Below are 13,731 nucleotides of genomic sequence, written 5' to 3' on the forward strand. Positions count from 1 at the left end.
CCGGGCCGGGCGCCCCGATGGGGGCCACGCAGGCCCGGCGGTCATGCACGGGACTCTCGCGGGCCCGGCGGTCACGTGCGGAGTTCTCGAGTGCCCTCGTGATGAGGTGCCACCGGCGTCACCGACCACGACGGCCCTGCGGACCGCCCGTCCGGCGCCGTGAACCGGAAGACGGCCTCCGGGCCCGCCGCCCAGGTCACACGCACTTCATGGCCGGCGTGAGCGGCGCCGGGCTCCTGCACCGCCACGGACACCAGGCCGGGGAGGGGCAGCGGATCCGGGTCCCCGGTGAGCCGCGCGAGCGCCACGAAGAGGGTGGGGCCGGGCCCGGCCGTCGCACCGGTCAGGTCGGACGCCAGGCCGGTCACCGGGACGAGTTCGGCCCGTACGCCCTTCCCGGCCGGCCAGCCCGTCACCCGCACCGGAGTTCCGGGCGCCGCGCCGGCCACCAGATGGGCCCGCACCTCCACCGCTCCCCGGACGGCCACCACACTGGTGACCGTGATCCCGGCGCGCACGGTGTGGCGGGAGGCGATCCAGCCCTCGCCGGTGCCGAGCGGCTCGATCTCCGTACGGCTCGGATCACCTCCGACGATCACGCTGTTGTCGTACGACGGTACGGGTGCGGTGGCGGTCGAGTAGGCGAGCCGGGTGTAGTGGGGGTCGTAGCGGACCTCCTCGCTGCCGTGGTTGTGCAGCCGGACCAGGCCGTCCGAACGGGTGGACTGCAGCAGCCAGTTAGGGACCGGGACGGGACGGGCCACGTCCGCGCGGTCGGCCGGGGCCGGTTCCTCGGGCGCCGTCCACACCTCGTGGCCGGGTGGCAGCAGCAGACCGAGGAAGCCCTTGCTCGCCCAGTACGGGGAGGCCGGGCCCGAGTAGTCCTGGACGAGCGACTCGTCGGGGCCGAGCCAGCCGAGCGGGAGCAGGCCCCGCTCGTCGACCGCGCCGCCGTCGAGGAAGTACCGCAGGGTGCCGGATGCCAGGCGGCGGGTCTCGCCAGGAGGCAGGGGGGTGTGTCCGGTCAGGGCACCGAGCCACAGCGGGGCGGTGGTCGCGAAGCGGTAGGTGAGGGAGCGGCCCTGGTGGAGCGGGGCGCCGTCGGCGCCGAACAGGTGGGCGTAGTCGGCGAGATGGCGGGACAGCCGGCGGCCGTAGTGGGAGAGCAGTTCGCCGTCGTCCGCCAGCCATGCGTGCAGGAGCGGGTACAGGTGCATGGCCCAGCCGTTGTAGTAGTCGAACTTCCGGCCGTCACCGTCGGTGTACCAGCCCTCCCCGAGGTACCAGCCCTCCACCCGTTCCAGCCCGCGGTCGATCGCCTTGCGCGCCGCCGCCTGCTGGTGGCCGGTCTCGGCGAGGAAGCCGCCGACGGTGACCGGGAACAGCTCCCAGTTGCACGGCCAGGGCCGCGCGGTGAGCGCGTCGGCCAGCCAGTGGGCGGTCCGCTGCCGCACCGTGTCGTCCAGGCGGTCCCAGAGCAGCGGCCGGGTCAGCCGCAGGGCGAGCGCGATCGAGGCGGCCTCGACCAGCGGCTGGCTGCGGTCCCTGATGCGCGGCCAGACGCCGCCGGGTCCGGCGGCGAGGCCTTCGGCGTACCGGCCGAGCGCCTTCTCGTCGCGGCGGAAGGCGGCCAGCAGCAGGGTGCGGGCGTACCCCTCCAGGCCGTCGGAGAGCCGGCCGGACTGGCTGACATGCCTGCCGGGCAGGTGGTAGAGGGCACGGTCGGGGGTGGCGTACGGCTCGACGGCGGCGAGCAGCGCGTCGGCGGCGGCCTCCCAGTGGGCGCGGGTGTAGCCGGTGTACGGGCTCGACGCGCGGTCGTCGGCGGGCAGTTCGATCACGGCGGTGGCTGTCCTTCCTGACGGGACGCGGAGCACCCCGGTTCCGGTCGGGGCACCCTGGGGGCTCCCCCCATCCGTACCGCGGTCACGGGCGCCGGATGCGGGCCGGGAGGGTCCCCTGTGCGCGTCTCGTCCCAGCCGCTCCCCCTCACGGTGCCGGATACGGGGACACCGTCGGCCTTGCAGCCGGCGCAGCGGTCCCGGGAGGCGCCGCCGGCCACCCCGGCCGTGCGCGTTCCGCTTCGACTAGCGTCATGACATGACCAGCGACACCTCCCCCAGCCTCGCCGATGCCCTCGCCGCCGGGACGCTCGTGCTCGACGGCGGCATGTCCAACCAGCTGGAGTCGGCCGGGCACGACCTGGGCGACCAGCTGTGGTCCGCGCGGCTGCTCGCCGAACGGCCCGAGGCGGTGACCGAGGCCCACCTCGCCTACTTCCTGGCGGGCGCGAGCGTGGCGATCACCGCCAGCTACCAGGCCACCTACGAGGGCTTCGGCAAGCGCGGCATCGGCCACGAGGAGGCCACGCGACTGCTCGGGCTCAGCGTGGAGCTGGCTCGCGAGGCTGCCCGGCAGGCGGCGGACCGCGGCGTCGCACGGCCGTTGTGGGTGGCGGCGTCGGTCGGCCCGTACGGGGCGATGCTCGCGGACGGCTCCGAGTACCGCGGCCGGTACGGGCTGAGCGTGGCCGAGCTGGAGCGGTTCCACCGGCCGCGGATCGAGGCGCTGGCCGCCGCCGCGCCGGACGTCCTCGCACTGGAGACCGTCCCGGACGCCGACGAGGCGGCCGCGCTGCTGCGGGCGGTGCGCGGGGTGGGGGTGCCGGCCTGGCTGTCGTACACGGTCGACGGCCGGCGTACGCGGGCCGGCCGGCCTCTGGAGGAGGCGTTCGCCCTCGCCGCCGAGGCGGACGAGGTGATCGCGGTCGGCGTCAACTGCTGTGCTCCGCAGGACGTGGCGCCCGCCGCGGAGATCGCGGCCAGGGTGACCGGGAAGCCGGTCGTGGTCTATCCCAACAGCGGCGAGTCCTGGGATGCGCAGGCGGGCGCCTGGGCCGGTCGTACGACGTTCAGCGCGGCGCAGGTCACGGCGTGGCGGGTGGCGGGCGCGCGGTTGATCGGCGGGTGCTGCCGGGTGGGGCCGGACGCCATCGCGTCGATCGCGACCGCCGTGGCGTGAGTTCCGCCCGCGGGCGGCCGGCCGGGCCGCCGGTGGACCGCTCGCCCCTCACCGGCGCAGCGTGCCCACCGAGCGGCGCAGGCGGCGCATGGCGGCGGCGAGTTCGGCGCCGGGGGCGCGGGGGACGGAGGCCGGTGGGGGCGGCGAGATGGCGGCTGCCGTCGACCACAGCGCGACTTCCGCGTCCCGTGGACCGAGTGCGACGTCCGGGGCGCCGTCGTCGAAGATCCGTACCGGATGCGTGGCGTCCCAGGCGGGCCAGCCGGGGTCCCCGGTCGTCACGAACCGCACCCAGGCCGTGTGCATCGCATCGCACAGTTCCTGCGGCGCGCCCTCACCGGCCAGCTTCTTCGCCTCGGGCGCGTCACCGGTGGCGAACACGAAGCCGAGTTCCAGGGCGTGGCAGGCGCCGAGGCCGGGAAGGCCGGAGGGCCAGGCGAACTCGTAGAGGTACGAGGTGCCGGGGCGGGCGTCGGCGAGCCGGTGCAGCGGGACGCGCAGCAGGTGGTCGGTGACCATCTGGCCCACGATCTCGGCGGCACCGGCGTCGGGGTGCAGGGCACGGTAGCCACGGGGCACGTCGTGGCCGGTGCGGCAGCGGGCCATGGCCCCGGCCAGGGCCACCGCGCCGAGCCGGTCGACGCGCTCCACCAGCCCGCCGGGCACCAGCCACAGCCGGTACTCGTCCCGGGTCCAGCCCATGAGCAGGTCCACACCCGGGGCGGCGTCGCCCTCGACCAGGGCCTTCAGCGGGTCGCGGGGCACCAGGTCGCCGTCCACGACGATGCCGAAAGCGGGTCCGCCCAGTACCGGGCTGCTGAGCCGGCCCGCCTCGGCCTGTGTACGCAGCAGCAGCTCGCGGTCGACGGCGGCGAACGCCTCCGCGGTGGCGGGGACCTTCAGCCGGGCCGCCATACGGCGCACCATCCGCCGCACCCTGTCCCGGTCCGCGATCTCGGGCGCCCCGCTCTGCAGCACCGCCCGCCGGACCAGGCCCCGGCTCCGGGGCGCCGCGAGCAGGACACCGGCGCTGATCGCGCCGGCCGACTGCCCGCACAGGGTGATCCGGTCGGGGTCGCCGCCGAAGGCGCCGATCGAGTCGTGCACCCAGCGCAGGGCGGCGAGCTGGTCGCGCAGACCGGGGTTCGGGGGCGCGTCCGGGAACAGTCCGTACCCTTCGACGCCCAGCCGGTAGTTGACGGAGACGCAGACGACTCCGTCGCGGGCGAAGGCGACGCCGTCGTACACCGGCACGGCGGAGGAGCCCCTGGTCAGGGCGCCGCCGTGCAGCCAGACCAGCACCGGGAGCCGGGCGCCGGGTCCGGGCTCGGGGGTCCACACGTTGAGGTTGAGGCAGTCGTCGCCGGGGATCACCGGGTCGGAGAGGTACTGGGCGAACGCCTCGGAGTACGGCGGTTTCGGGGCGGTCGGCCCGAAGGCGCCGGCGTCGCGCACGCCGTCCCACGGCTCGGCCGGCGCGGGCGGGCGGAACCGCAGGGGGCCGAAGGGCGGGGCGGCGTACGGGATGCCCCGGAACACCGCGATGCCCTGCTCGTAGCGGCCGCGTACGACCCCGTGGGGCGTTCTGACCAGGGGGTCCGTCCGGTCTGCCGTCATCGCCCACCAGCCCTTCGCCGCGGTCCTGCGCCGTGCGCAGGGGCGCATGTACGCCGTTCACATCAGAGCACCACAGCGCGCGGTCGTATTCCGGTGCACAGACCTTTCGCTGGGCCGTTCGGTGTACCCCGGCCACGGGGGGAGCGCCTCCCGCCGTCGCTTCGCGGGCGCGGCGGCGGGAGGCGCAGGGGTGTCGAGACGCGCGGGGAGGAACGAGGCAGGGAGCGTTTGCGGACACCACGACGGCCGGGCACCACCCGCACGGGGTGCCCGGCCGTCGTCCTGTCCGGTTGTCCTTCAGTCCTCCCCGCTCTGGCCGGCGGCACCGAAGAAGGCCTCGACCACGTCCACGGCACTGCCGTCGTGGTCGCTGCCGGCGGTTCCGCTGCCGGTCTGGAGGTTGCCGGTGCGGTCGATCTCGACGATCGCGTCGTTCTCGGAATTGTCGGTGTCCGTCCGCGAGTTGTCGATCACGGTGATCAGGCTGCCGGACGCGGCGGCGGGCAGGACACCGGCTCCGAGGAGCGCGGCGGCGACCGCCGTGGCCACGCCGAGCCGCGGCAGGGCACCGCTCACACGCCCACGCCCTCGGGGGTGAGCCGCTCAGGGTCGATGTTGCGCTCCAGCAGGCTGGTGGAGGCCTTCACGCCGACCCCGCTCGCGGGGTCCACCTCCGGCAGCCGGCCGTCGGCCGCCTTGAGATGGGTGAGCGCGGAGTCCATGGCCTCGTGCGCGGCGAACAGGCACGGGGTGCTGTAGATCGCCACGTCGACGCCCAGGTCGGAGAGTTCGCCGAGGGAGAGGCGGGGCGACTTGCCGCCCGCGATCTGGTTGAAGAGCAGCGGCTTGTCGCCGACGACCTTGCGGATCCGCTCGATCCACTCGACGCTGCGCACACCGTCGACCAGGACCACGTCGGCGTCGGTGGCCGCGAGCCGCTCGGCGCGGTGCAGGATCTCGTGCTCGTCCGTGGCATCGGTACGGGCGACGACGACCAGGTCCTTGCGGGTCTCCAGGACCTTGTGCAGCTTCTCCAGGTACTCCTCCAGCGGCAGCACCTGCTTGCCGTCGGCGTGGCCGCAGCGGCGGGGCCGCTTCTGGTCCTCCAGGATCACGCCGGAGGCGCCGATGCGCTCCAGACCCTCGACGACGTGACAGGCGACCTCGGGATCGACGTAGCCGTCGTCGATGTCGACCAGCAGGTGGTGGTGCGGGAAGGCGCCCCGCAGCCGCTGGACGAAGGCCACCATGTCGGGCCAGGCGATGAATCCGATGTCCGGCAGCCCGTAGTACGAGGCCGCGAAGCCGAAGCCCGATACGAACATCCCGTCGTAGTGCTTGGCCGCGATCGACGCCGAGTACATGTCGTACACGCCAATCAGCGGTGTGGTCCCGGGCCCGGCGATGCGCTCGCGCAGCTTCTTACCGTAAGTCAAGGTCCGGCTCCTCCTGTGGGTGGGTGACGCGCGGCGGAGGGCCGACGCGTCTCGACGCCCTTTGCCAAGACAAGAGCATCTCTAGGTAGTCACGTGACCTTCCTTCTATGCGAGCTTTACTCACCTCAATGGCGGATCCGGTTCACCGCAGAAACGTCACTCGACGAGCGTCCCGCCCAGGTGATCCCCCCGTTCAGGTGGTTCGGCAAGACCGGATCGCGGCCGGCCGCGGCGGGGCGACCGAGGGTCGCATCGAACGCGCGTCCACCTCCGGTACCCGCTACCGGCGCCGGCCCGTTCACGGCCGAGCACACCGAGGAGCCCACAGCCCCCGAACGGCCGCTGGACGGGTTCACCGCCGTCGCCTTCCCGTCCCCGGCGGGGCGGGACCGCTCAACCGCCTTCGGGGACGCTGTTGTCGGGCGCTCCCTCCCCGTAGGAGGGCAGGTCACCACGCTGTACCGGGGCCGTGGCCGTGGGAACCGGGGGCAGGAGTGCGGCGAGTTCGGCGGGCGAGGGGCGGTGGACGGCGTCCGCGGCTTTCCGGAGCACCGCGGCCGACACCTTCTCGCCGTCGATCCGCACCACTTGGCCCTTCGCGGGCGCCACACAGGTGGAGCCGTCGGGACAGCCGACGGCGCTGCCCCGCTCGGCGTAGAGATGCACGACGGCACCGCCCTGCGCCCAGTAGGCGACGGAGAAGCCGTCGTCCCCGTTCACCCCGACGGACTGCTGCGCCGGCGTGAAGCCCGGTACGTCGGTGACGTAGACGAGTTCCGGTGCGATGCCCAACGCGCGCACTCGTTCGTCGAGTTCGGCCTTCCGCTCGGTGGTCTGCCGCCCGGTGGCGCCGGGCGTCGGCGTGCCGGTGTCACCGGCATCCGCCTTCTCGGTGCCGCACGCCGTCAGGAGCGCGGGCAGGAGCAGGAACAGCGGCAGGGCGCGTACGGGACGGGTCATGCGCCCATGGTGCCGCACAGGTGTTCCATGGGGCCGGGCCGGCTCGGGCCGGTCGCCCCGTCGCCTTCGAACGGCCACGACCCGGCGGCCACATCGCCAACTGCCGCTCCCCCGACCCGGACCACGGATCGTCGTTGCCGCCGCGCCGACCCGCAACGCCTCCGCCCCCAGCCTGAAGAACCATGATCGCCAGGCATTTGAACGCGTTCAATTGCCCCTCTAGGATCGGGGCTCTCGCCGTCGGCGTGAAGGAGGGGGCATGCGGCACGAGGAGCGGCACATCACGCGGAGACTCCGGCACCTACTCGGGGACGCGCTCGGGCAACTGGTGCGGTTCGGGGTGGTCCAGGCCCGCGCCTGTGCCTTCGCCGTGGCGCTGCTGGCGGGCATCGGCGCCTCCCGGCTGCTGCCCCCGCTGCCCGTCGCCCGCTACGACCTGGTCCTGGTCTACGGCGTCCTGCTCACCCTCGTCGCCCGCCGGGTGGGCTGGGAGACCGGGCGGGACACCGTCGTGATCGCCGTGTGCCATGGGGTAGGCCTGCTGTTCGAACTGGTCAAGGTGCGCATGGGCTCGTGGAGTTACCCGGAGGACGCCCTCACGAAGGTCGCCGGAGTGCCGCTGTACGGGGGTTTCATGTATGCGGCGGTCGCCGGTTACGTGTGCCGGGCCCGGCGGCTGATGGGGCTGCACTACACCCGCTATCGCGCCGCCGCCACGACCCTGGTGGCCGCCGCGGTCTACCTCAACTTCTTCACCCATCACTGGATGCCGGACCTGCGCTGGCCGCTCGCGCTGGCGATGGCCGCCGCGACCGCCGGCACGTGGGTCGGCTTCAGTGTGGGCGCACACCGCTACCGCATGCCGCTGGCCGTCTCCTTCGTGCTGATCGGCTTCTTCCTGTGGGTCGCCGAGAACGCCGCGACCTACGCGGGCGCCTGGAGCTACCCGCAGCAGACCGGCGGCTGGCAGCCGGTGCCGCTGACCAAGTTCGGCGCCTGGTCCCTGCTGATCAGCGTGACCTTCGTGCTCGTCGAACACCTCGCGGGGGCGCGTCCCGGGCACCGCGCGGGGTCCGGGGAGCCGGGCCGGCGTCCGCCGCCGGTGTCCGATTCCTTCAAGACCGGCTGACCGGCCGCCGCCTGCGGTGGCCGCATGACCGTCAGCGCGCGCCGCGGGCGCAGGATGCGGGCCAGGGTCTTCGGACCGTACCCGAACGCGGTCGGACAGCGGCGGTGCAAGCGGCGTTCGCCGACGCCGAGTTCATCGGCCGTGGCGGAGACCGGTCGCCCCTCGCCCAGGCGCTCCACCAGCCGGCGCAGCACCGGTTCGGGGGCGGGTGCCTGCGCCGCCAGGGCCAGGGCGGTGTCCTCCAGCGTGTTCGCCGGGTCCTCGGCCGCCGTCAGGCGGTCCCGCAGCCTCCGCACGGAGCCGTGCGTTCCCCGCCCGGTGTTCCTGGGGGCTCACCCCGTACACGCGTTTGAAGGCCGTGGACAGGGCGAACGCGCTGCCGTAACCGACCTGGCCGGCGATGGTGTCCAGGGTGAGACCGGTGTCGCGCAGGCGGTCGGCGGCGAGGGCGAGCCGCCGGCCGGTCAGATAGGTCATCGGGGGCTCGCCCACCAGGCCGGTGAAGCGCCGGGCGAGTGCCGCGCGGGACACGCCGGCCTCGGCGGCGAGCGAGGCGACCGTCCAGCCGTGCGCCGGGGCGTCCTGCATCAGGCGCAGCGCACGGCCCACGACCGGGTCGGCCAGGGCCCGGTACCACGCCGGCGCGGTCGCCTCCGGCCGGGAGAACCAGGCCCGCAGGGCACTGATCAGGAGCAGGTCCAGAAGGCGGTCCAGGACGACCTCCTGACCGGGCTCGTCACGGACGATCTCCTCCGTCAGCAGCGCGGTGAGCGGACACTCCCACACCTCGGCGGGGAGGGTCAGCAGGGGCGGCAGGGCGTCGAGCAGACGGGTGCTGATCTCGCCGCGCATCAGGTAGGTGCCGATCAGCATCACGGTGCCCGCGTCGGGGCGGTCGCCCCAGGTGCGCACCCCGAGGTCCATGGAACCGTTCAGGGAGCCGCCGTCGGGGCAGCGGCACTCTCCGCCGGGCAGGATCAGCGCCTGCGGGGCGGTGTCCGGGGTGTCGGCGCAGGTGTACGGCTCCGGCCCGCGGGCGATCGCCAGGCCGCCCGGCCCCAGTCGCACCGGGTCGCCGGCCTCCGGGGTGATCCAGCAGCTGCCACGGGCCATGACCATCACCGTGAGCGGCGCCCGGTCCGCCACGCGCACGGCCCACGGCGGGTCGAAACACGCCCGGATCATGAACGCACCACGGGCGCGTGGACCGTCCAGCAGGCCTGCAAGGGGGTCGCCCCTCGTGAGCATGTCCGAGCGTGGAGGAGCGTCCATGGAGTCAGCGTAGACGCACGCTTATGGAAACGAGCCGTCCGGCGATGTTCCCTTGCGCCGCCGGACAGTTGACTGGCAGGCATGACGCAGAACACGCAGAACACGGCGGACACGGCGAACACGCAGGGCACCGAGGTGTCGACGGTGGTGGTGACCGGCGCGACCGGTCGTACGGGGAGCCGGGTCGCGGCGGCCGCGCGGGCGGCCGGACTGACGGTACGCGCCGCGACGCGCGCGCATGGCTTCGACTGGCGGGACAGGTCGACGTGGGACGGAGTGCTGCGGGGCGCGCAGGCGGCCTTCCTGGTGTACCCCTCGGACGTGGGCGCGCCGGACGCGGCGGAGGCGGTCGGGCTTCTCGCCCGCGAGGCGGTGACGCTCGGGGTACGGCGGCTGGTGCTGCTGTCGGCCCGTGGCGAGGAGCAGGCCCGGCCGGCGGAGCAGGCGCTAGCGGATTCGGGGGCGGACTGGACGGTCGTACGTGCCTCGTGGTTCGCACAGAACTTCAGCGAGGGCCCGCTGGTCGAGGAACTGGAACAGAGCGGGGAACTGGTCTTTCCCGGCGGCGGGGTCCAGGAGCCGTTCGTCGATCTGCGGGACGTCGCGGATGTCGTGACGGCCGTGCTCACGGAGGGGGAACGGTACGCGGACCGGTTCGCGGGACGGATTCTGGAGGTGTCCGGGCCGCGGCTGCTGAGCTTCGGTGAGGCGGTCGCGGAGATCGCGGCGGTGACGGGGCGCGAGCTGTCGTACCGGGCGGTGGCGCCCCGGGCCTACGGTGACCGGCTGGCCGGGTTCGGGGTGCCGCCGCAGGAGGCGGAGTTCCTGGTGGAGCTGTTCGGGTCCCTGCTCGACGGACGCAACGCCCGCCTCTCGGCCGGCGTGCAGCAGGTGCTCGGCCGTGAGCCGAGGGACTTCGGTGACTTCGTCCGGGAGGCCGCCGCGGCCGGCACATGGAAGAGCTGACGGTTCCCCGGCCCACCCCCGGTCACGCTCGGGGCACTCCGGCCCCGCCCCGGCCGCCCACGGGCTCACCGGTCCGTCTCCGGCCGCCCCGGGCCTCACCGGTCCGGATCCGGCCGGCCGCCCACGGGCCTCACCGGTCCGGCTCGCCCCGCCCCGGCCCCGTCCCCGGCCACCCGGGGCGTCACCGCTCCGGATGTGGCGTGTCGCCCTTGCTCGTGTCGGTCCCGTTGCCCCGGTGGGCGTGGTGGGGGTTCTTCGCGTGGGTACGGAGACGGGCCGTGACGTCCTCCGGGGGCAGGAAGCGGGACCAGCGCTCGGGGAACTCCGACGGCATGTCGGGGTCGTCGGGGTCGGCCTCGCGGGCCGCGGCGGCACGGGCGACGTACTCGGCGACCTGGGCCTCCCGAATCCGCTCGTTGGCCTCGCGGGCGGCGGCCGTCGCGGCGGCGGGCCAGACCCGGTCGATCGCCGCGTTCACCGCGGCGCCGACGAGCACGGCGAAGGCGGACACGCCGATCCACAGCAGCACGGCGACCGCGGCGGCCAGGGAGCCGTAGATCGTGGCGCCCTCGATGGTGTTCGTGAGGTAGATGCGCAGGAGGAAGCTGCCCAGGACCCACATGCCGAGAGCGACCAGGGCACCGGGCACGTCCTCGATCCACGGGGAGCGGACCGGTACGGAGACGTGGTAGAGGGTGGTCAGGAAGACGATGGACAGAACGATCACGACCGGCCAGTACAGGACCTGGACGACCGTCTCCGACCAGGGCACCACCCGCACCACCGCGTCCGGCCCGGCCACCATCAGCGGCAGCGCCACCGAGCCGATCAGCAGCGCCACGATGAACAGCAGGAACGCCATGATCCGGGTCTTGACGATGCCCCGGACGCCGTCGAGCCCGTACATCACGGTGATGGTGTCGATGAAGACGTTCACCGCGCGCGAGCCGGACCACAGGGCGAACAGGAAACCGATGGAGATGACGTCGGGCCGGCCGCCCTGCATCACGTCGTGCAGGATCGGCTCGGCGATCTCCTTCACGCCCTTGTCGGACAGCACCGTCCGGGAGGCCTCCAGGAGGTTGGTCTCCAGACTGTGGATGGTGTCGGCGCCGGTCCAGTCGTCGACGTAGCCGAGCAGCCCGATGAGGCTGAGCAGCAGCGGCGGCACGGACAGCAGCGTGAAGAACGCCGCCTCGGCCGCCAGCCCCAGGATGCGGTACTCCATGCAGGAGTCGACGGTGTCCTTGAGCAACAGCCAGGCGGTCCTGCGCTTGGAGACGTTCCGGTAGAGGGCTCTGGCCCGGTGGAGCCTACCGGCCGGCCGCTCGGGGGGTTCACTTGCTGGCTGCACGACCCAAAGGTATCCGCAGCACGGGACCGCCCTCACCTTTCGGGGCAGGTGACCGCATCGGGGCGCCGGGCGGCGTCCCTGTGCCACTCTGGTGGCCATCACCGCCGCCTTCCCGGGTAGGTTCGCAATCATGGCAGGCACCTCCACCCACACCGTGACGAACCAGCCGCCTCCGCTGATCGGCTACGACGTCTTCGCAGCCGACCACGCCCTCACCGAGGCCGTCGGCCGCCACACCGCCCCGGACGTCCTGGACGAGGTGCGCGCGGAGCTGAGCGCGCTCGGCCGGGCCGCCGGCTCGGCGCAGCTGCAGGAGTGGGCGACGCAGGCGAACGAGCACCCGCCGCGGCTGCACACGCACGACCGGTACGGCCACCGGGTCGACGAGGTCGAGTTCCATCCGGCCTGGCACCGGCTGCTCGGCAAGGGCGTCTCGGCCGGGCTGACCGGCGCCTGGACCCGGCCGGCCGGGCACGTGCGCAGGGCGGCCGGGTTCCTGGTCTGGACGCAGGTCGAGGCGGGCACCTGCTGTCCGCTGTCCATGACGCACGCAGCCGTGCCGGCCCTGCGCACCGATCCGGAACTGGCGGCCGAGTGGGAGCCCCGGCTCGCGTCCACGATCTACGACCGCCAGCTGCGGCCCGCCGGGCAGAAGCCGGGCGCGCTGTTCGGGATGGGCATGACCGAGAAGCAGGGCGGCAGCGACGTCCGCGCGAACACCACCGCGGCGCAGCCCCTCGCGGAGCCCGGCACGTACGTGCTGACCGGGCACAAGTGGTTCTGCTCGGCGCCCATGTCGGACGCGTTCCTGGTGCTCGCGCAGGCTCCGGGCGGGCTGACCTGCTTCCTGGTGCCGCGGGTCCTGCCCGACGGCAGCCGCAACGTCTTCCTCGTCCAGCGGCTGAAGGACAAGCTGGGCAACCGGTCCAACGCCTCCGCCGAGGTCGAGTTCGACGGCACCTGGGCGCGCCGGGTCGGCGAGGAGGGGCTCGGGGTGCGCACGATCATCGGGATGGTCTCCGCGACCCGGCTGGACTGCGCGCTCGGCTCGGCGGGTCTGATGCGGCAGGCGGTGGCGCAGGCCGTGCACCACTGCACGTACCGGGAGGCGTTCGGCGGGAGGCTCGTCGACAAGCCCCTGATGCGCAATGTGCTCGCCGACCTCGCGCTGGAGTCGGAGGCCGCGACCACGCTGGCCGTGCGGCTGGCCGCCGCGTACGACGACGGCGGCGAACAGGAGCGTGCCTTCCTGCGGATCGCGGTGCCGGCCGCCAAGTACTGGATCACCAAGCGCTGTGCGCCGGTGGCCGTGGAGGCCGCCGAGTGCCTGGGCGGCAACGGGTACGTCGAGGAGTCCGGCCTGCCCCGGCTGGTGCGCGAGTCGCCGCTGAACTCCGTCTGGGAGGGCGCCGGGAACGTGCAGGCGCTGGACGTGCTCCGGGCGTTGCAGCGGGAGCCGGGCGCACTGGACGCCTGCCTCGCGGAGATCGGCCGGGCGCACGGCGCCGACCACCGGCTGGACCGGGCGGTGAAGGACCTGTTCAGCGAACTCGCCGACCTGGCCGGCGTCGAGGGCCGGGCCCGGCGGCTGGTGGAGCGGCTGGCGCTGGTCCTCCAGGGCTCGCTGCTGGTGCGGCACGCGCCGCCGGAGGTGGCCGACGCCTTCTGCGCCTCTCGCCTGGGCGGCGACCACGGCGCGTCGTTCGGCACACTGCCCGCGGGCTTGGACCTGGAGTCGGTGGTGGACCGGGCCCGCCCGGCGCTGTGAAGCGCCGGCCGGCCTGACCGGCCCAGGGCCGCGGGGCTCCGCCTGGCATGCGGCTGTGCCGGGTGGCCGCGCCCGGCCCGCCCCGGCCGGCGACCGCCGACGCACGGCAAGCCGGCGTTCCTTGCCGCGAACGGCACCACCGCGGAAGGGGGTGGTGCTGCGCCGACACGGCACCACCCCCACCATCCGGGGCCCCGTTGAGCCCGCG

10 protein-coding genes and 1 pseudogene are annotated in these 13,731 nt (G+C 74.0%); 4 read left to right on the forward strand and 7 right to left on the reverse strand.

The window, feature by feature from the left end; translation table 11 throughout:
* Positions 1-71: 71 nt before the first annotated feature.
* Positions 72-1,838: a DUF2264 domain-containing protein gene (locus ACZ4SF_RS23605; protein WP_468388072.1), complete on the reverse strand. Its 1,767-nt coding sequence runs from the start codon at positions 1,836-1,838 to the stop codon at positions 72-74.
* A 262-nt stretch (positions 1,839-2,100) separates the two neighbouring features.
* Here ACZ4SF_RS23605 and mmuM point away from each other — a divergent pair, with 262 nt between their 5' ends.
* A complete protein-coding gene (gene mmuM, locus ACZ4SF_RS23610) occupies positions 2,101-3,021 on the forward strand; it encodes a homocysteine S-methyltransferase (protein ID WP_468387705.1) in 921 nt (306 codons plus the stop codon).
* Positions 3,022-3,069: 48 nt separating this feature from the next.
* Here the strand turns inward: mmuM and ACZ4SF_RS23615 are convergent, their stop codons facing one another.
* The 4 genes from ACZ4SF_RS23615 to ACZ4SF_RS23630 form a co-directional block, all read right to left on the reverse strand.
* Positions 3,070-4,638 carry a carboxylesterase/lipase family protein gene (locus tag ACZ4SF_RS23615; RefSeq protein ID WP_468387707.1) on the reverse strand — a complete coding sequence of 523 codons (1,569 nt, stop codon included), beginning with the start codon at positions 4,636-4,638 and terminating at the stop codon, positions 3,070-3,072.
* Positions 4,639-4,935: 297 nt separating this feature from the next.
* Complete coding sequence (locus tag ACZ4SF_RS23620) at positions 4,936-5,214, reverse strand: hypothetical protein (RefSeq protein ID WP_468387709.1); 279 nt, start codon at positions 5,212-5,214, stop codon at positions 4,936-4,938.
* Positions 5,211-6,074 carry an isocitrate lyase/PEP mutase family protein gene (locus ACZ4SF_RS23625; protein ID WP_468387711.1) on the reverse strand — a complete coding sequence of 288 codons (864 nt, stop codon included), beginning with the start codon at positions 6,072-6,074 and terminating at the stop codon, positions 5,211-5,213. Before ACZ4SF_RS23625 ends, ACZ4SF_RS23620 begins: the two co-directional genes overlap by 4 nt.
* A 393-nt stretch (positions 6,075-6,467) precedes the next feature.
* The gene (locus tag ACZ4SF_RS23630) at positions 6,468-7,034 is read right to left on the reverse strand and encodes a membrane lipoprotein (protein WP_468387713.1); all 567 of its coding nucleotides are present in this window, start codon (positions 7,032-7,034) and stop codon (positions 6,468-6,470) included.
* 259 nt (positions 7,035-7,293) lie between these two features.
* Between ACZ4SF_RS23630 and ACZ4SF_RS23635 the strand changes: the two genes are divergently transcribed.
* Positions 7,294-8,163 carry a DUF817 domain-containing protein gene (locus ACZ4SF_RS23635; protein WP_468387714.1) on the forward strand — a complete coding sequence of 290 codons (870 nt, stop codon included), beginning with the start codon at positions 7,294-7,296 and terminating at the stop codon, positions 8,161-8,163.
* A 312-nt stretch (positions 8,164-8,475) separates the two neighbouring features.
* Here the strand turns inward: ACZ4SF_RS23635 and ACZ4SF_RS23640 are convergent.
* Positions 8,476-9,411: pseudogene (locus ACZ4SF_RS23640) on the reverse strand (cupin domain-containing protein); the annotation flags it as partial.
* Between the two features lie 105 nt (positions 9,412-9,516).
* On the opposite strand from ACZ4SF_RS23640, the gene ACZ4SF_RS23645 reads away from it, so the two are divergent.
* On the forward strand, positions 9,517-10,401 hold the full coding sequence (locus tag ACZ4SF_RS23645) for a Rossmann-fold NAD(P)-binding domain-containing protein (protein WP_468387716.1): 885 nt from the start codon (positions 9,517-9,519) through the stop codon (positions 10,399-10,401).
* A 181-nt stretch (positions 10,402-10,582) separates the two neighbouring features.
* Here ACZ4SF_RS23645 and ACZ4SF_RS23650 read toward each other — a convergent pair whose 3' ends face one another.
* A complete protein-coding gene (locus ACZ4SF_RS23650) occupies positions 10,583-11,755 on the reverse strand; it encodes a YihY/virulence factor BrkB family protein (protein WP_468387718.1) in 1,173 nt (390 codons plus the stop codon).
* 130 nt (positions 11,756-11,885) lie between these two features.
* On the opposite strand from ACZ4SF_RS23650, the gene ACZ4SF_RS23655 reads away from it, so the two are divergent.
* Positions 11,886-13,523, forward strand: coding sequence for an acyl-CoA dehydrogenase family protein (locus tag ACZ4SF_RS23655; RefSeq protein WP_468387719.1), 1,638 nt, complete (start codon positions 11,886-11,888; stop codon positions 13,521-13,523).
* Positions 13,524-13,731: the final 208 nt, after the last annotated feature.

Source organism: Streptomyces sp. NPDC027663 (genome assembly GCF_055566415.1).

Bases quoted from the DNA above. Each gene is read 5' to 3' on its own strand.
- ACZ4SF_RS23645 (WP_468387716.1), top strand. From the start codon at position 9,517: ATGACGCAGAACACGCAGAACACGGCGGACACGGCGAACACGCAGGGC.
- ACZ4SF_RS23655 (WP_468387719.1), top strand. From the start codon at position 11,886: ATGGCAGGCACCTCCACCCACACCGTGACGAACCAGCCGCCTCCGCTG.
- ACZ4SF_RS23630 (WP_468387713.1), bottom strand. From the start codon at position 7,034: ATGACCCGTCCCGTACGCGCCCTGCCGCTGTTCCTGCTCCTGCCCGCG.
- ACZ4SF_RS23615 (WP_468387707.1), bottom strand. From the start codon at position 4,638: ATGACGGCAGACCGGACGGACCCCCTGGTCAGAACGCCCCACGGGGTC.
- mmuM (WP_468387705.1), top strand. From the start codon at position 2,101: ATGACCAGCGACACCTCCCCCAGCCTCGCCGATGCCCTCGCCGCCGGG.
- ACZ4SF_RS23635 (WP_468387714.1), top strand. From the start codon at position 7,294: ATGCGGCACGAGGAGCGGCACATCACGCGGAGACTCCGGCACCTACTC.